The sequence below is a fragment of the Chthoniobacter flavus Ellin428 genome (genome assembly GCF_000173075.1).
In the GTDB taxonomy this organism is placed as follows: Bacteria; Verrucomicrobiota; Verrucomicrobiia; order Chthoniobacterales; family Chthoniobacteraceae; genus Chthoniobacter; species Chthoniobacter flavus.
Genome location: NZ_ABVL01000020.1, coordinates 1 through 17,831, shown reverse-complemented (window position 1 = coordinate 17,831; position 17,831 = coordinate 1). Strand labels below are relative to the sequence as shown.

At 60.4% G+C, this 17,831-nt stretch carries 12 protein-coding genes; 8 read left to right on the top strand and 4 right to left on the bottom strand.

All coding sequences use genetic code 11. From position 1 onward, the window contains the following. Nucleotides 1-80 precede the first annotated feature (80 nt). From vccB to CFE428DRAFT_RS34420, 5 genes are all read left to right on the top strand, one after another. Nucleotides 81-554: a Verru_Chthon cassette protein B gene (gene vccB, locus CFE428DRAFT_RS34425; RefSeq protein ID WP_006982374.1), complete on the top strand. Its 474-nt coding sequence runs from the start codon at nucleotides 81-83 to the stop codon at nucleotides 552-554. Nucleotides 555-565: 11 nt separating this feature from the next. Further along, nucleotides 566-1,648, top strand: a complete 1,083-nt coding sequence (gene vccC / locus CFE428DRAFT_RS24530) for a Verru_Chthon cassette protein C (protein WP_006982373.1) — start codon at nucleotides 566-568, stop codon at nucleotides 1,646-1,648. Nucleotides 1,649-1,652: 4 nt separating this feature from the next. Further along, nucleotides 1,653-5,702 (top strand): Verru_Chthon cassette protein A, encoded by a 4,050-nt coding sequence (gene vccA / locus CFE428DRAFT_RS24525; RefSeq protein WP_006982372.1) that lies wholly within the window; start codon nucleotides 1,653-1,655, stop codon nucleotides 5,700-5,702. Beyond that, nucleotides 5,699-6,316 (top strand): Verru_Chthon cassette protein D, encoded by a 618-nt coding sequence (gene vccD / locus CFE428DRAFT_RS24520; RefSeq protein WP_006982371.1) that lies wholly within the window; start codon nucleotides 5,699-5,701, stop codon nucleotides 6,314-6,316. Before vccA ends, vccD begins: the two co-directional genes overlap by 4 nt. Nucleotides 6,317-6,397: 81 nt before the next feature. Continuing rightward, nucleotides 6,398-8,587: an ATP-binding protein gene (locus CFE428DRAFT_RS34420; RefSeq protein WP_006982370.1), complete on the top strand. Its 2,190-nt coding sequence runs from the start codon at nucleotides 6,398-6,400 to the stop codon at nucleotides 8,585-8,587. Nucleotides 8,588-8,721: 134 nt separating this feature from the next. Here CFE428DRAFT_RS34420 and CFE428DRAFT_RS24510 read toward each other — a convergent pair whose 3' ends face one another. Beyond that, nucleotides 8,722-9,360 carry a response regulator transcription factor gene (locus CFE428DRAFT_RS24510; RefSeq protein ID WP_006982369.1) on the bottom strand — a complete coding sequence of 213 codons (639 nt, stop codon included), beginning with the start codon at nucleotides 9,358-9,360 and terminating at the stop codon, nucleotides 8,722-8,724. Nucleotides 9,361-9,497: 137 nt separating this feature from the next. Between CFE428DRAFT_RS24510 and CFE428DRAFT_RS24505 the strand changes: the two genes are divergently transcribed. Next, nucleotides 9,498-11,504: a beta strand repeat-containing protein gene (locus tag CFE428DRAFT_RS24505; protein WP_006982368.1), complete on the top strand. Its 2,007-nt coding sequence runs from the start codon at nucleotides 9,498-9,500 to the stop codon at nucleotides 11,502-11,504. Further along, nucleotides 11,428-12,903 carry a beta strand repeat-containing protein gene (locus CFE428DRAFT_RS24500; protein ID WP_157447617.1) on the top strand — a complete coding sequence of 492 codons (1,476 nt, stop codon included), beginning with the start codon at nucleotides 11,428-11,430 and terminating at the stop codon, nucleotides 12,901-12,903. Before CFE428DRAFT_RS24505 ends, CFE428DRAFT_RS24500 begins: the two co-directional genes overlap by 77 nt. A gap of 7 nt (nucleotides 12,904-12,910) precedes the next feature. Here the strand turns inward: CFE428DRAFT_RS24500 and CFE428DRAFT_RS24495 are convergent, their stop codons facing one another. Genes CFE428DRAFT_RS24495 through CFE428DRAFT_RS24485 form a run of 3 tightly spaced genes read right to left on the bottom strand, consistent with a single transcriptional unit; the run spans nucleotide 12,911 to nucleotide 16,257 of the window. Beyond that, entirely contained in the window at nucleotides 12,911-14,032 is a 1,122-nt protein-coding gene (locus CFE428DRAFT_RS24495; RefSeq protein ID WP_006982366.1) for a citrate/2-methylcitrate synthase, read from the bottom strand. A gap of 3 nt (nucleotides 14,033-14,035) precedes the next feature. Further along, nucleotides 14,036-14,902: a methylisocitrate lyase gene (prpB, locus tag CFE428DRAFT_RS24490; protein ID WP_042725725.1), complete on the bottom strand. Its 867-nt coding sequence runs from the start codon at nucleotides 14,900-14,902 to the stop codon at nucleotides 14,036-14,038. Beyond that, nucleotides 14,899-16,257, bottom strand: a complete 1,359-nt coding sequence (locus CFE428DRAFT_RS24485; protein ID WP_006982364.1) for an MmgE/PrpD family protein — start codon at nucleotides 16,255-16,257, stop codon at nucleotides 14,899-14,901. Before CFE428DRAFT_RS24485 ends, prpB begins: the two co-directional genes overlap by 4 nt. 35 nt (nucleotides 16,258-16,292) lie before the next feature. Between CFE428DRAFT_RS24485 and CFE428DRAFT_RS24480 the strand changes: the two genes are divergently transcribed. Then, nucleotides 16,293-17,831, top strand: a 1,539-nt coding sequence (locus CFE428DRAFT_RS24480; RefSeq protein ID WP_042725724.1) for an AMP-binding protein, incomplete at its 3' end; no start/stop codon positions are given.

The following is a 17,831-nucleotide window of genomic DNA, read 5'->3' as shown; positions in this document are numbered from 1 at the left end:
CTGCGCGATGTTGATGCATTCACTCAAAGCCCCGTTCCCCAATGTTCTGCCGCCTTCATCGCCCGAATCCTTCTCACGGAATGTCGCTCCGGCGTTCCGGCGCCTCGCACCGCTCGGGCTTCTCGCTCGTCGAGCTCGTCCTGGCCATCGGGATTGTCAGCTTCGCCTTTGTCTCTTTGTTCGCTCTTCTGCCGGTCGGCCTAACCACTTTCCGGCAAACGATGGACACGACGATCGGCTCGCAAATCGTCCACCGGATCATCAACGAGGCCCAGCAGACCGATTACACGACGCTGGTCGCCACGCCCACCTTCGATCGCTATTTCGATGACCAGGGCAACGAGGTCAGTTCGTTGGACAATTCCGTCTACACGGCCGAGATTTCGGTAACCGCCCCCACGCCGCTGCCTAACACCAGCACCCCGAGTTCCACGAGCCTCGCCACCGTCATCGTGAAGTTCGCGAATAACCCGGCGCATCGGGCTTCGCCATTCGAGACCACCAGCCCGAATTCCTATTCGGTGTATTCGGCGGTGATCGCGAAAAATCAGTAGATCATAACGCCATGACGCACCGTTCTGTTCATCGAGGCTTCACCCTCGTCGAGCTGATGCTGTCGGTCGTCCTCATCGGCTTGCTGGCGATCATCCTTGCATCGATGACCAGCGCGACGGCTTCCAGCTGGAAATACACGTCGAGCAAGATCGAGCAATTCCGGAGCGCGACCAGCGCCTTCGAAACCATCACCCGCCGGCTCAGCCAGGCCACGCTCAATACCTCCTGGGACTACCATTACCCGAATGGCATGAGCACCGGAACGCCCGACAAATATGTCCGTCAATCCGACCTCCGCTTCATTGCCGGCAAAGCGGAGACGCTCTTCGCCAGCAGCAATCCGCTTCGCCCCACTCACTCCATTTTCTTTCAAGCGCCCGCCGGCTATGTGGATGACACGGTTAACTTCAGCGGCTTGGAAAATCTGCTGAACACGTGGGGTTACTACATCGAGTACAACGAGGACACCATCCCTCCCTTTCTCCAGCCATTGGCCCATCCGCTGCCTCCGCAAGCCGCTCGGATTTCACTGCGCAATCGCTGGCGTCTGATGGAATACATGCAGCCTTCGAACCGGCTGACGATTTACTCGAAACCTCCGGCAATCCCAATTACACCGGACATGAGTGGTTCCTGGACGGGCTTGAGCGTCACGAACCCGCCCACGCATGTTCTCGCCGAGAATATCATCGCCATGGTCTTGTTGCCGAAACTTTCGACGGCGGAGGATCCCACCGGCATCAAGCTCGCGCCGACTTACGACTACGATTCGACGGTCGATACAACGGCCTTGAACCCGAGCGCGGATCCCGAGCTGAATCCCAAAAACCAACTGCCACCGGTCGTGCAAGTCAGTTTGGTGGCGATCGACGAAGCCTCGGCTGTGCGCATGTCGGGAAACGATGTCAATGCCCTCACGGCAGAACTCGAGGGGCTTTTCGTCAAGGCCAGCCAATTCGAAGCCGACTTGAGAAAGGACCCGACGGCGTCTTCCGATGCGTCTCTGGAATCCTATCTCATCAAACACAAGATCAACTACCGCATCTTCACCGCCAACGTCAGCCTGCGCGGTGCCAAATGGAGCAGAAAGTAACTCTATGATTTCCCGATCATCCTCCCAGCGGGCTATCGCGCTCATCATCGTCCTCGCCTTTTTGGTTCTCATCTCCGGAATCATTGTCGCGTTTTTCATCGGCATCTCCTCGGAACATCGCTTCGCCAGGACCAATGCGGATGCAGCGAACACACAACAACTCGCGCAATCGGCCGTCAATGTGGTGATGGCGCAGATCGTCGATGCCACCAAAGGCTCGAACGCCAACACCTCGAACCTGGCGTGGGCCTCGCAGCCGGGAATGATTCGGACCTACGATTCGCAAGGCAATCCGCAGAACTACTTCAAGCTCTACTCCTCGGACCAGATGGTCAGCAGCGGCAACGGATTTAGTATCAGCACCGATAGCCCGGCATCGGACTGGGACAACGCCACTAACGTCGGCCTCTACACGGATCTCAATGCTCCCGTCCTCGTCCCCGACCCGAACGGCAAGATCAAACCGGATCCGAACAAACCCGATACCTATTCGGCGGTGTATCCGATCATGGATCCTAATGCCGAGGGCCTCGTCGATGGATTCTCGCTGACGAGCCGGCCCGGTTTCACGGATCCGACGACGGGTCTGAACACCCTGCCCACCGATCCCACCTACGACCCGACGCAAGCCTCTGCCAATGCCACGGCGAATCCTGCGCCGATGCCGGTGAAGTGGCTGTACGTCTTGCACAATGGCCAGATCGTGAGCCCCACCGGCGCCAAGAATGGCGTTGTCACCATCCCCGGCGTGACCAAGGATAATCCCGTGACCGGCCGCATGGCCTTCTGGACGGATGACGATACCTCGAAAGTGAACATCAACACGGCGTCCGAGGGTGTCTATTGGGACGTGCCACACGTCTTCTCGGCAGCGGATTACGGCGTCCTCGGCAGTGATTCCTGGGTGGGAGCGCAGAGCAGCTTCACCCCTGGCCTGGCCATCTGTCAGCCGTCGCAAAAGGAATTCCAGCGTTATCCCGGCCATCCGGCCACGACCAGCCTCAGCCCGATCTTTGGCAACTTCGGCCTGACGATTCCCACCCTCGTCACCAAATCGAATGTGAATCAATTCGCTCCCTATTACGCGATCGCGCCGAAAGTCGCCCAGGGAGGGTCCAACTCGGGAACGGTCTTATCCACTCCGCCGGGAGTAACTGGGTTCACTCCGCTGGTCCCGGATACCGACCGTCTCTATGCTTCGGTCGATGAACTCATGTTTGCGCCGCAACTCGCTGGCGACTCGCGGGTGACCAATCCCACGACCAGTGGATCTTCCACGATTCCGACCGTGATCACGAAGAACGTCCTGGAGAAGACCAAATTCTTTCTCACCGCCGGTAGCAATGCGCCGGAGGTCACACTATTCAATACGCCGCGCATCTCCATCTGGCCGACATGGGATCCCACCGCCGGAAAAAATCTCACCGCCTACGACAAACTCGCCCAGTTTTGCGGCACCATCGGCGGACAGGGTTACTACTTCACGCGGATGAACGCGCGCAGCGATACCGACGATTACGACAAGATCCCGCGCAATCAGACTTTGTATCAATATCTACAGGCGTTGACGTCGAAAAGCATTCCCGGTTTTGGCGGCAATTTCGCCTCGAAATACTCCACCGCAGAGCGCGACCAGATTCTCACCCTCATCTTCGATTACATTCGCTGCATCAATCTCGCCGACAGCGAAACGAGCACTCCAGCCAATTCCGCCACGGATGCGGTGCCATTCACTCCGCTCTACGAAGTCACCGTCCCGCCGAGCGATCCGCGGCTCGATCCGACCGCCCCCTTTTCGATGAGCAACGACGTGCCGGACCTTTTCCCAATGGGAGCCGGCGAAGTCGTCCCGATCAAAATCGGTCCGACGATGGGAGTCGGGCGCTGTCTTACTGTCGTGGAGGCAGACCTGCTCTTTTACGGCACGCACAAGACGAGTGCGGGTCTGACCGATAAATTCCGCGCAATGCTTCTCCTGCAGTTTGCGTCTCCCATGCAAGGAATGGCGGGCATGCGGTCGAGCTTGAAATTCTCCGTCACCGGCCTGGACCAGTTTGTGGTCCAACCTACCCCCGGCGGAACCTTCCAGCCGCTCAACCTGCCGGCGAGCGGCACGAACTTCATTCAACTCAGTGACTTTCAAACACAGGAAGGGCGGGGCCTTGGCGGCGTGGAAGGTCCAGCCGAAGGTCTTTACGCCTTGGGGGGGCATCTCTTTGCTTCGGGGTGGCCCTATGATTCCAGTATCAAGGGGCTGTTCACTTCCGGCGGTAGCACCCCGGGAAATTACCCCTTTTTCTCAAGCACCGACGTCACTTTTACTCCCCCCACCAAAGTCACCGGCGCGCGTTCGTTTGTCTTTTCGTCGGATCCGTCGAGAGCTGAGCACGGAGACGTCACCATCGTCATCTCCACCCAACCGATCCCCGGCGACTCCACCCCGTCGGTGGTAGTGCAGAAGATTACCCTCAACTTCCCGCAGGGCACTTTTTTTATGCCCAACGCGACGACCAGCGGCTCCGCTACCTATGATTTTAACGCGGCCCGGATGACCGGTTCTCCCTTGCAAGTCGCCGGCGGCACGGGTAACGGAATCAAATCCGTCCTCATCACCGCTAACGATACCGTGGTCGGCCTACAACCGGGGGGCGCGGGTAACAACGCCGATCCGTTGCCCGGCGCAGACTCCACGGCGGGCGATTACCGGATGATCGCTCCTTTACAGGTAGTCCCGAGTTCGCGTTATCGAGCCCACAACAATTACATCGCTGCTGATCCCGTCAATAAACCCACCCAGTTTGCCCATGGGCTCATCACCTCTGGTGTCCGCAGCAGCTTTCAGAACTTCTATACTGGAGGGTCGTTAGGTAATTTAGCCCCCCTCGGTAGCTACCAATACCTGACCGGCGCCGGTTGGAGGGCAAACACTCTGAATCCGCCCTACGTTCCCAGCCGCGTGACCAATGGTGTCACCCGAAAGGACGGCGGCCCCGGCGATTGGGATTCCGGTATTGGAAATATGCCGGACGGCGCTTACATGAACAAGCCGGATGAGGGCGATGCACGGTTGATCTGTCACACCCTGGATCAGACCATTACACGGTACCCTTATCTTCTGGGCAGCATCTTTGACGGCGCCCCACCCGGCGCCCCTTATTTCTCGCCGGATCGGCAGGCCCCATCGCCGCTGATGTTCGGGTCGATCCCCACCGGCGTGCAGCGGGACCTGCCCTGGCAGACTCTGCTCTTCCATCCAACACCTGAGGACACAACTCACCCAGGCAATGCCTCGCCCAAGGATCATCTCATCGCAGACTTGTTCTGGATGCCGGTGGTCGAGCCTTATGCGATCAGCCAGCCTTTTTCCACGGCGGGTAAGATCAATCTCAACTACCAGATCCTTCCCTTTACCTACATCAAGCGCCAGACGGGACTGAACGCGGTGATGAAATCGACCAAGTTCCTGGCCATCCCCACCAGCGACGCCGGCACCTACAAACCCAGCGCACGCGACCACGGCTCCCAGATCACGCCGAGCATGCCTGACCGCCGGCAGACGATCGACATCCCAACTACGTTGCAGGCCTGCGACACGAAGTTCTCCAATAGCGATATCTACAAATCGGCCACGGAGATTTGTGAGTTGAACCTCATCCCGCACGGCCAAAGCCAGTCCAGCATGACCAGCTTCTGGAACAGCAATAAGCTCACCGGCGATAACTTGCGCGAGAAGCCTTACGTGGATCTTTATCCACGGCTGACCACCAAATCGAACACCTACACCGTTCACGTCTATGTCCAGGCGTTGCAACAATCGTCCTCCCATGCCGCGGCGGGAGTCTTTGTCGACCCCAATGGACCCACGGCCGGCCAAACCGACGCCATCCTCGGTGAATACCGGGGCAGCACCACGCTGGAACGTTACATCGATCCGAACGATCCTTCCCTGCCCGACTTTGCCCGATTGACCGTGCAGGATCCTTCCAATTCCGCGCTGAACATCGACCAATACTACAAATTCCGCATCACCGGCACGCGGCGGTTTAATCCATGACTCGCCCAACACAACGCGGTTTCAGCCTGATCGAACTGCTCGTGGTGGTCTTCATCATCGGGATCATCGCGGCATTCGCCGTACCTGCGGTCGTCAATGTCAGCCGCGGCTCGAGGCTCACCCAGGCGACGCAGATCATTGGCGACCAACTCGCCATCGCGCGCCAGACGGCGATCGGTCGCAATCGCCTCGTCGAGGTGCGTTTCTATAAATTTTCCGATCCCGAGATTCCAAACTCCACGACGAGTTATCGTGCCGTGCAAATCATGGAGGTCATCAATTCCCGGGTGACCTCGCCGGTGGATCGGGTCCAGTTATTGCCAAACACGATGATCGTCGATGCCTCGCCGACGTTGTCTTCCCTCCTCGATTCGTCGAAGCGCACCATCGTCAACGGCACCACCCCACTGCCGCGCACCGGGACCAATTACCAATACGCGACGATTCGCTTCCGTCCCGACGGCTCCACGGATCTCCTCCCGACAAACACGTGGTTTCTGACGGTGCACGATGAAGTTCTGGGAGATGGCCTCACCCAACCGCCCACCGATTTTACCACCATCGCCATCGACCCGGTGAATGGCGCTTTGAAATTCTTCCGTCCCGGCCTGTAGCACCCCGGTTTCTGGAATGGATGCTACGCCCTATTGCCCTGCCTCTTGCGAGAGTCCGTTCCGTCGCGCATTGTCTTCATCGTGATCCCCCATTCATTCAAGCTGTGGCTCGTGCTCACGCTCGCCGCCGCCTGCTGCGTCAGTGCCCAGGAAGTGCCGCTGCTGGATTGCGCGGCCATTCGCAGCCTCCCTCGAGACGTCGCCGCTCAGCGTCTGCCGGTGCAGATCCGTGGCGTGGTGACGTTTAGTTATCCGAAAGAAAACACGGCGTTCGTAGTTCAAACCGGCGGTGAGGGAACTTATGTCGAGCGCGGAGAGTTTGCGCGGGCGAAAGGACTCATCCCGTCCGGTTGGTCATGGCCGGGATCGCTCCCTCCGGGCAGTGTCATCGAGATGGATGGCGTCACCGGCGCCGGCGACTATGCGCCGGTCGTCTATCCTCGGCACATCCGGATCGTCGACAAGGCGCCTCTGCCGGAAGCGACTCCGCTGCCCATTTCCGAATTGCTGGACGGCAAGTGGGATTGCCAGCGCGTGCGCGTGCGCGGTGTCGTACAATTCACCGAAGAAACGCCCACCGAATCGCAAAGAGCCTGGTGCGAGTTGGTGTCACACGGCGGACGCGTCCGCGTGCTCATCAATCGACTGGATTCTTCAGCCGACCTCGCCCGTCTGTCGGACGCGGAGGTCGAAGCCACCGGCGTGATGTTTGTCAACTGGAACAGCCGCGGTGAGTTGGTCGGCGCGCGCGTCAATGTCGAGAACCTCGACGATATTCACGTCATCGATCACGGACCGGAAGACCCGTTTTCGGTGCCCGCGCTGAAGCTTTCCGAAATCCAGCCGTTTTCCCGCGAAGGCTCGACCCTGCATCGCCGTCGCTGCACCGGCACGGTCACCCTCGTGTGGCCCGGTCCGGGACCGGGACTATCCTTTTTCATTCAGGACGGCGGCCGCGGGGTATTCGTGGAGACCAACGACCGCACACCGCTCACCCCGGGCGACCGCGTGGACGTCGCCGGATTCGTGCAAATGAAAGAGCATTTCGGAATGATTCATTCGGCCGTGGTGCGGAAGGTCGGTACGGCAACGCTACCTGCGCCCATTCCCGTGGATCGGCGACTCGTCCTGGGCAGATCCGTGGAAGGCCGAAGTGTGACCGACGCCACGGATGTGGACGGCCTGCTGGCCACGATGGAGGGTCGCCTGGAGAAAATCGATACGGGCGACAAAGAAACACCGCGACTGTTGCTCAGCAGCGAGAATCGATTGGTGGCGGTTTCCTTCAGCCGCACCACACCGCCGGACGTGCTCACTCGTTTCGAGCCGGGAAGCATTCTCCGCGTCGTGGGGATCATCCGCGTGGATCTCGCTTCGAGCTGGCCGGCTTTGGAGCACCCGCGCCCGGTGAATTTCAATTTTCTCATTCCCACGCCCGCCGATGTCACCGTGATCGAGGCCGCCCCTTGGTGGACGGCGCAGCGCCTCTGGCTGCTGCTCGGCGGGATCGTCGCCGTGCTGGCGATCACTCTCGGATGGAACTGGCTGCTGCGTCGCAAGGTGGAGCAGCGCAGCGTGCAACTCGCGGACGAGATGCGCGCGCGGCGCGAAGCGGCGGTCGAATTCGAGGCCACCCTGCGCGAACGCCAGCGACTGGCCGCAGACTTGCACGACACGCTCGAGCAAGGATTAACCGGCATCGCTTTTCGCGTGGAAACCATGGTGGTGCAGCACACCAAGGCGCAGGACAACTCGGAGAACCTGGAGCGGGTGCGTCATCTCCTCTCCGGCGTGCGCGAGGATGTGCGGCGCTCGGTGTGGAATCTTCGCGCCGATGCGCTCGAGGGTCACACCCTGGCCGAAGCGCTGCAAGCCAGCGCCGACCGTCTTTCCGGGCAGAGCAATCTCATCGTCGCCGTCGAAACCGATGGCACCTCGCAGGATCTGCCCGATCTCATCGCTGGAAACCTATTGCTCCTCGCCCAGGAAGCCATGACCAACGCGCTCAAGCACGGCGAACCGCGTTCCATCTTTTTGCGATTGGTTTTCGCCGGAGACACCTTGCGTCTCACGGTGGAAGACGATGGCCGCGGATTCGATACCGCGCAGATGGCCACGCCGCGCGAAGGCCACTTCGGCATTCAGGGCATGCGTGAGCGCGTGAAACGACTCGGCGGCATTTTCGAAGTCTCCAGCGCCCCCGGCAAAGGCACCCGCATCTCAGTGACAGTCCCGATCGAGATCGCGGATTCGGTGGTGGCAGACGCCTAAGAGACTGTGAAAAAGTGCCCGCGAATCACGCGAATGACACGAATGGAGCGTTTTTCATTGGCGTCATCTGTGTGATTCGCGGGCCTGAGACCTCACTGCCGCTTTATTTCACAGTCTCTAAGATTCCCAGCCGATTATTTGTAATCCGCGCGCAGCAGTCCGCGCTTGTAGGCGGCGTCGACCGCCTCCGCGCGATCGGCCGCTTCCAACTTAACGAGGATCGCCTGCACGTGCGCCTTGGCCGTGCGTTCAGTCACGCCCAGCGCGGAACCGATTTCCCGGTTGGAAAATCCGCGGGCCAGCAAATCGAGTGTCTCCACTTCACGCGGGGACAACCGGGAACGCAGCGCTCCGTTTTTGCAGCGCGTTTCCAACGATTGCGGCACACAACGTTCCCCCGCATGCACCTTGCGCACCGCGGCGAAAAGCTCGGCATGCCGCACTGATTTCAGCAGATACCCGACGGCGCCGGCTTCTAGAGCGCGGAAGACGTCCTCATCGAGATCATAGGTGGTGAGCATGATCACCCGGGCATCGGGAAATTCTCCGCGAATGCGCTGCAGGGCCTCTATGCCACTGGCTCCGGGCATGCGCACGTCCATGAGCGTAACGTCGGGCCGGTGCTGACGGTAATGAGCCACCGCCTGCTCGGCGTCGTCGGCTTCCGCGACCACCGCGAAGTCGTCCTGCTGGGCGAGCAGCATCGCCAACCCGGAGCGCACCACGAAATGGTCGTCTACCAAAAGGAGGCGGATGGAATTGCGCGGGGTCATTGTGCAGCCAACAGAGCAGTATCCCAGCTTCGCAGCTATTGGCCGTTCGGACAATAGCGAGAGGAGTGATTACACGAATAAGCTGCCACCCATATTTCAGCGCCCGCCTGCGCGCGCCCCCGCCAGACATTTGCCCCATGAAAGCCCTTCGTCCGATCCTCTCCAGCATCCTGCGCCGCACTCCGGTTCATCTCGTCCTCGCCGGCTCGATCACCGCCCTTCTCGCATTGCCTGCAACGTACGCTGCCAGCGAAACCTACAGCAGCACGGGAACAAGCGCCAATTGGAGTGATCCATCGAACTGGGGCGGCAATATTGCGCCGGGAGCTCTTGGCACAACGAACAATGCCGATATCGCGACATTCAACGTCGCTCCGATTGTGGGCGCGGGGGACTCTTTGACCAATGCGCTGGTGATTGATCCGACCCGCAACATCAAGGGTATCACCTTTGACACCAGCGCCGGCGCGTTCTTTATCGGCAGCCCAAGCGGCAATGCGCTCACGTTGACCAGTGGTGGTTCGATCCAGATCCTGAGTACCATGACGACCACGGGCTTGACCGAGACGATCAATGCGCCCCTGACGCTCGAAGGCGCTTACACATTCACCAACGCCGTGACTGGCGCAGGCGATTCGCTCGCTTTTGGTGGCAACATCACTCAGGCGGTGACTGGCACGTTGACCCTCAATGGCGCAGGCACCGGGTCGAATACGATTTCCGGGAACCTCCTGGATGGCGCGGGAGCGCTGTCGCTGACCATTTCGGCGTCTGCCGGAGCGTGGACATTGAGTGGAGCAAACAACTACAGCGGAACCACTCTAATTAATGCCGCAACCACCGTGGTATTCTCCGGCACCAACAGCAGTGCCACGGGAATAACGAGGATGAATAATAACGGCGAGACCGTCATTCTGAATAATTCCAATAACGGTGGTTTGGCGGGAGGGCAGTTTGATTTTTACGGCGGCGTCCTCCAGTCGGGGGTGGCAAATCTGGTTCTTTCCAACAACGTTGACAACCAAGGGACTGCGACGGTGAGTGGGACAAACAGCATTACCTTCAACGGAAGCTGGACGATCGATCTGGGCAATCGCCAGCTGAACAGCAGCATTACCGGTGGCACCTTGACCCTGGCAGGCAATGTTTATTTATCCGAATCAACTGCCATCGGTAGAACCTGGACTATTGCCGGTGCCGGCAACACGATCATCAGCGGCGTTATCGCCAACGCCAGCGGCGGCCCCGGAACAGCGGGCAGCTTGATCATCGGTAGTGCCGCTGGTGGCATCACAACGCTCTCGAATCCCAACAATTCCTACACCGGCACGACGACGATCAAAGGTAACACCCTTCGCGTGAGCACGCTGGCGAACGGAGGATCCAACAGTAGCATTGGCGCATCCAGCAATGCGGCGACGAATCTCATTTTTACCTCGTTGAGTGGCTTCAACCCCACGCTGCAATATACCGGCACGACCGTCAGCACGGATCGCGCCTTCACGCTCAGCGTAAACACCAACGCGATCATCGACGTCACAAATGCGGCGGCGAATCTGACCATGGCCGGCGACACAGGCACGGTGGCCACCAACCAGGCGCTCACCAAAAACGGTCCCGGCGGGCTCACTCTGACTGGCCCTCAAACCTATACCGGCGCCACGACCGTCAACGGCGGCACGCTTACGCTCGACATGAATGCGGGCGGCTCTTTTGTGTCCACGAGTATTCCCACTCTCGCCGGCGGTGCATTGCAGATCAATGGCACGAACAATGTCACGAGTACGCAGACGATGGGAAATCTGACCCTGGTTACGAATACCAATGGCGCGATTAAGTTGAGTTCCACCGGGGGAAGTGGCGGTATGACTTTGACCCTCGGAAATACGTGGACCCGCGCCACGGGCAGCACGTTGAATATTGACCTATCGTCCCCCAATACGACGCTGACTTCGCAACCGATTGCCTCTGCCGCCAGTCAGACGGTGACCAGCGGTATTATCACCTATGCGACCGTGACGGATAGCGGCGGGACCGGCCTCGCCCACAGTCGTAAACAACAACGTCGTGCGCTACACGGCCGCAGGCACACTCCAGACCACGAGCGACGGATCGTCATCGAACTTTGTGACCAAGGTGGGTGATGCGGGCTATTCGGGCAATACGCTGACGCTGACCAACGGAAATCATCGGATGGTCTCGCTTCAACTCGATACGAGTGCTGGGTCGGGTGTCCTGGATCTCAACGGGAACACCACGACGGCCTTGGGTGGAGCGTTGTTGGTCACGGGCGCCAACGACTTCACGATTCAAAACGGACTGGTCGGCATTACTGCCTCGGGTGGACGCGAAGAGATTATCCATCAGTTCGGGACTGGAACATTGACCATTTCAGCAACCGTGGGCGTCAGCACCAACAACATGGCCGTGACCAAGGACGGCCCGGGGACCCTGGTTTTTACAGCCGCGAATCCCTATACCGGTAACACGGCAATCGACGGAGGCGTGTTTCGCGCCGTCGACGGCACCGGCCTGCCGACCACGAGCCTGCTGGTGTTGAACAATGGCGTTTTCGAAACCAGCGCGGCCACGTTTACCCGCACCTTGGGCTCGGCTAGCGGCAACGTACAAATCACGGGCGGGCTGAGCGGATTCAGTGCCAACGGCGGCGCCGTGACTGTCGCTCTCGGCGGAGTCGGTTCTCCGACCGCGCTTACCTGGGGCAGCGCGAACTTCAATCCCGGAAGCCTGGTGCTCAATGAGAGTACGGCCAATAACACGTTGAATTTTCAGAATGCGATCGACCTCAATGGCTCGACGCGCACGATTAATGTGAATGCCGCAAGTGCCAATACCGCGACCATCAGCGGGGTCATTAGCAGCAGCCTCCCCGGCGGAGCGCTGGTGAAAGGCGGCGCGGGCACCCTAATCCTCTCCAACGTCAACACCTACACCGGTGCGACGACGATCAGCCGCGGCGAAGTCGTCGTGAGCGGATCCCTGAACGGAACTACCGCCGTGAATGTTGCGAGCGGCGCGACGCTCGCCTCGGGAGCCAGCGGCGGCTCCATCACCACCGGCGCCACGTCCGGCAATGCGATTGATGTCGCCGGTATCCTGTCCCCCGGTGACACTAACATTGCACCGATTACCCTGACCCTCGCCACCGGCACTAAACTGAATTTCGACAGCGGATCCACCCTTCGGCTCGACGTCGCCTCCGCCGGAAGTTCCGACAGCGTGATCTTTGGCGGCACCGCCTCGGATTGGCTGTCCGGCTCCGGCAACGTGACCCTGGCCATCAACGGCTCCATCGACTACTCGAGCACCTACGTCGTATTTCAAAACGTGAGCACGACGGGATTCGCCTTCGCCGGCATCACCGGCTACGACACGACAAATTGGAAGGCCAACATTACGCAAGTGGGCGACAGCTACGATCTCTCCTTCAGCGTCATCCCCGAACCCGGCAGCCTTGTCTCGCTGCTCGGTGGCCTGGGGCTGCTCCTCGGTCTGCAGCGCAGACACCGTCGTCGGGATTGAGCACCGCTCACTCCTTGATTTTGCGCGCGACGGGGCCGGTATAGAGCGAGCGCGGCCGAATGAGACGATTGTGGTCGTGCTGTTCGATGACGTGCGCGCACCAGCCGGCGACGCGGGACAGCGCGAAAATCGCCGGATTCAGCGCGCCCGGGAATCCCATCAGCCGAAAGACAACGGCGGCGTAGAGGTCGACGTTGGCGCAGAGATTCTTTTCGCGCGTCATGACTTCCTCGAGCTTCTCGCAGATCGGCACCCAATGCGTTTTGCCCGTGCGCTCCCCGAGGTTGCGCGCCAGCTCTCGCATGACCGGCACCCGCGAGTCGCCCGTTTTATAGACGCGGTGGCCGAAGCCCATGATCTTCTCCTTCCGTTCGAGACGCTCCTTTACCCATGACTCGACGCGGTCGGCGGATCCGATGCCTTCCAGCACGCCCAGTGCTTCCTCATTGGCGCCACCGTGGAGCGGTCCCTTGAGGGTACCGATAGCGGAAGTCACGGCGGAATAGATGTCGGACAGGGTCGAGGCGGTGACACGCGCGGAAAAGGTGGAGGCGTTGAACTCGTGGTCAGCGTAGAGCACGAGCACGGTATCGAGCATTTCGACCAGCCACGCCTCCGGAAGCACGCCGTTGAGCGAGAAAAGGAAAGCGCCGGCATGCGTCAAATCATGCGGTGCGGCACACGGATCGTCGCCCTGCCGGATGCGCCAGCCGTCGGCGATGAGCTGGCATACTTTGGCTATCAGGCGAATGGCTTTGCGCAGATTGGCGGCGTGGGAGTTGTCGTTCAACTCGGGATCGAATGACGCGAGCATCGACACTCCGGTGCGTAAGGCATCCATCGGATGGGTGTCGTGAGGCAGAGTGCGCAGCATGGCCAGCACCGGGGCCGGCAGCGTGCGCTCCTCGGACAACTCCCAGGTCATCTTCCCCAGTTGCGCCATATCCGGCAATTCGCCGTGCAGCAGCAACCAGACAATATCCTCGTAGCTCGATTTCACCGCCAGCTCGTGAATATCGTACCCGCGATAAAGCAGCCCGGCATTGGGATCAACCCAGCAAATGGCGGACTCGCCGGCAATGACGCCTGCAAGACCAGGACTGTAAGCAGGTTTGTCTTCCGTGCTCATTGTTTAGTCTCCTCGGGAAAAGTCGCCCGAAATCGGGTCGTAGCCAAGTAATTCGTACAGTTCCGCGCGGGTCTGCATTCGGTCGATCCACGAACGCTGCGTGCCACGACGGCGGAGATCACGCAGACATTCCTCGGCAGCCTGCATCGACACGCGAAAGGCGGTGAGCGGGAAGAGCACCATGCGGTATCCCATCTTCGCCAGTTGCCGCACGCTGAGCAACGGGCTGCGCCCAAATTCCGTGATGTTGGCCATGAGCGGCGCCCGGACTTTTTTGGCAAACTCGCGAAACTCACGCGGCGTTTCGAGCGCCTCGGGGAAAATACCGTCGGCGCCGGCATCGAGATAGCCTTTCGCGCGTTTTACGGCCTGGTCGAATCCTTCCACTGCACGGGCATCCGTCCGTGCGATGATCAAAAAGTCCGGATCGGTTCGCGCCTCGACCGCGGCCCGAAGTTTCGCGGTCATCTCCTCGCCGGAAACGACCTCCTTTCCCGCCAGGTGACCGCAGCGCTTCGGGAACACCTGATCCTCGAGGTGCATGCCGGCAAGTCCCGCACGCTCAAACGCTCGAACCGCTTTCGCGGTATTCGCCGGGCCACCAAAGCCGGTATCCGCGTCGACCAGCGCGGGGATGCGCACCGCACGGGCGATGTATCCGGCAAGTTGCGCAACCTCGGCGAGGCTGAGGAGTCCGATATCCGGCACGCCGACAGTCGCATTCGCCAGGCCGGCTCCACTGACGTAGACCGCCTCAAAACCCGCTCGCTCCACGAGGCGCGCGGTGGCGGCGTTGAAAGCGCCGGGCATGGCAACGCAGCCAGCACGAATGGCCCGGCGAAGCGAGGTCGTTTTGCGAGGTCGTTTCACGGCAGGACGAGCGTTTCGGCGAGGGTTCGGACGTCGGCGAGCGTATCGAGATTCCACACCACTTGCAGCACGGCCGACGCGCGCTCCGCTCCGAGGCGGCGATCCGCCAAGGCATGAAACTTTGCCTCCAGTTGCGCATCGTCGAGCGGATTGCGAGCGTGCCCAAGGGCGTAGTCCACTTGCTCCTGAAGCACGCGGCCGTCGCGCAGATGTACGATCACGTGATTGGCCACCGCTTCCGGGTAACGCCGGCTGAGTTCAACATCGCGTTCGATTTTCACCCGTTGGACCAGGGCGATCAGTTTCGGGTCGTTGAACCGCGCGGAGGAGAATTGCCGATCGGTAATCTCGCCATCGGCCAGCGCCGCAGCGACGATATAAGGCAGGCTGTGATCGGCCGTCTCGCGCGACTGAGGGCGCCATTTTTCCGGTTCGCTGCCGATGATGTCCACCGCCGCGTCGTGACTTTGGACAACGATGGATTCGATCTGTTCGGTATCCTCAATCGACGGCCGCAAGCGCAGCGCCGCGGTAATCGCGCTCTGGCTGTGATATTCCGCGGGCCAGGCCTTGATGCTCGTTTTGGTGATCATGAAATCGCCTTGTTCAAGAACGACTGCTTCCAACGGCGTTTGGCTCACCAATTTTTCAAACCCCATCGCCCCTTCGAAGATCGGCGCGGGGCCAGTCATCCCCTCACCCGCGAGCAGCGCGGCAAAAACACCCCGCCGGCCCGCGTGTGCCACTGTGGCCGCTTTCCAATGCGAGAGTTCGCCGACGCGCGATTGCCGCAGCGATCCCGCCGACACTCCAGCAATGTTCACCGCTTGCCGGGTCTTTTCCGTATCCAGGCGGAGAAGGCGCGCCGCCCCAAGCGCACTGGAAAATGCGACATAGGTGACATGATCCCAACCACGCGCGCGCAAACTCGCCGTGTCGCACAAACGGCACTGAATCTCGTAGCCGAGCACGATGGCCACAATCAAATCCCGCCCGGTTGCACCGATCTCTTCGGCCACCGCAAGCATGGGGGGAATGTTATCACTCGGATGCGCCGGCTCTTTGGAAAGATAGGTATCGTTAAAGTCGAGATAGCGAACGAGACAACCATTCGCGAAGGCTGCCCAATCGGGCGGAGCACGATGGGTTGTGCCCCACAATGCGGCTCCTCGCGCGGCGCCATATCGTGAGACTACCCGGCGTGCGATCACGCACGGTTCCGCATCCCAAGCTCCCAAGGCGCAGCCGATCGAATCAATGACGCGTCTTTTGACTTCGTGCACCACCGCGGGCGGAAGCCGGGAAAACTCCAGCCCCGCAGCGTATTCCGCAAGACGTTGTGCGAGAGTGTCCATTGCGAATATCCGCTTCCGAACTTAGGTTGCACCATATGGGCGCGCAAGCTGAGCCCGCATTTAATTTCGCTCACGACGTTGTCAGGCGTTGGGCGCAGTTGCGTCCGCACGATATCGCGCTGTGGTGTGTGGATGATGCGGGAGGCGAACGGAAATATAGTTTTGCCGAGCTCAACGACCAGTTCCGGCGCGCCACCCACCTCTTCCACCAAGCCGGCATTCGTCGTGGCGATCGGGTTCTCGTGATGCTGCCGCGCATCCCGATGTGGTGGATCGGCATGCTCGGCCTCATCCGCCTCGGAGCAGTGCCGATCCCGAGCACGGTCCTGCTAACCTCAAAAGATATCGCCTATCGCGTGGAGACAGCGGGAATCAAGGCGGTGCTCACCGATGCGGAAGGCGCGGGCAAGATGGGCTCCTTCAAAGGCATCGCCCTCCTCGTCGAAGAAGTCGAACGCGATCTGGACAAGGTGGTGCCCGACTTTTATCCCGAATCGACGCTGGCCACGGATCCGGGCCTGATCTTTTTTACGAGTGGCACCACCGGTCCGCCGAAGATGGTGCTGCACACCCAGGAGAGCTATGGCCTCGGCCATCGCCTCACTGGTGAACAGTGGCTCTGTTGCCAACCGCAAGATGTCCACTGGAACATGGCCGACACCGGCTGGGCCAAGGCCGCATGGTCGAGCCTTTTCGGGCCGTGGCATATGGGGTCGTGCATCTTCAGCATCGATGCGCGAGGGAAGTTCGATCCCACCGCCGCGTTGCAGACGCTCGCCCGCTATCCCATCACCACCTGGTGCGCGCCGCCCACCGCGCTCCGCTTGCTCGTGCGTGAAGACCTCGGTGCTTTTCGCTTCCCGCGCCTCCGCCACTGCGTGAGCGCCGGTGAACCGCTGAATCCAGAAGTCATCGATACCTGGAAGGCCGCGACCGGATTGACCATCTACGAAGGTTACGGCCAAACGGAGACGATCGTCATCATCGCCAACCTGCGCACGCGCGGCGATGAAGTGCAACCGGGTTCGATGGGCCGGCCGGTGCCGGGTTATGAAATAGCGTTGCTCGACGAGGATTTGCACCCAGTCCCTTCCGGCGAGGAAGGCGAGATCGCCGTGCGCGTGGCCCCGCACCGGCCCGTCGGAATATTCCGCGAATACTGGCAGCGGCCCGATGAAAACGCGGCGCGTTTCCGGGGCGATTGGTATCTCACCAGCGACCGGGCCGTGTGCGATGCCGATGGTCGCTACTGGTTCGTCGGGCGCAGCGATGATGTAATCAAGAGCTCCGGCTATCGCATCGGACCATTCGAAGTGGAAAGCGCCCTCATCGAACATCCCGCCGTTCTTGAGGCGGCGGTCGTCGCTCGACCGGATGAAATGCGCGGTTCGATCGTGCGAGCGTTTGTCGTCTTACGAAAGAATTACCGCCCGTGCGACGAAATGCGCCATGAATTGCAGGAACACTGCAAACGGGTGACAGCCCCATACAAGTATCCGCGCGAGATAGAATTCCTCCCGGAACTGCCCAAGACGATCTCGGGCAAAATCCGGCGGGTCGAACTACGCGCCCGC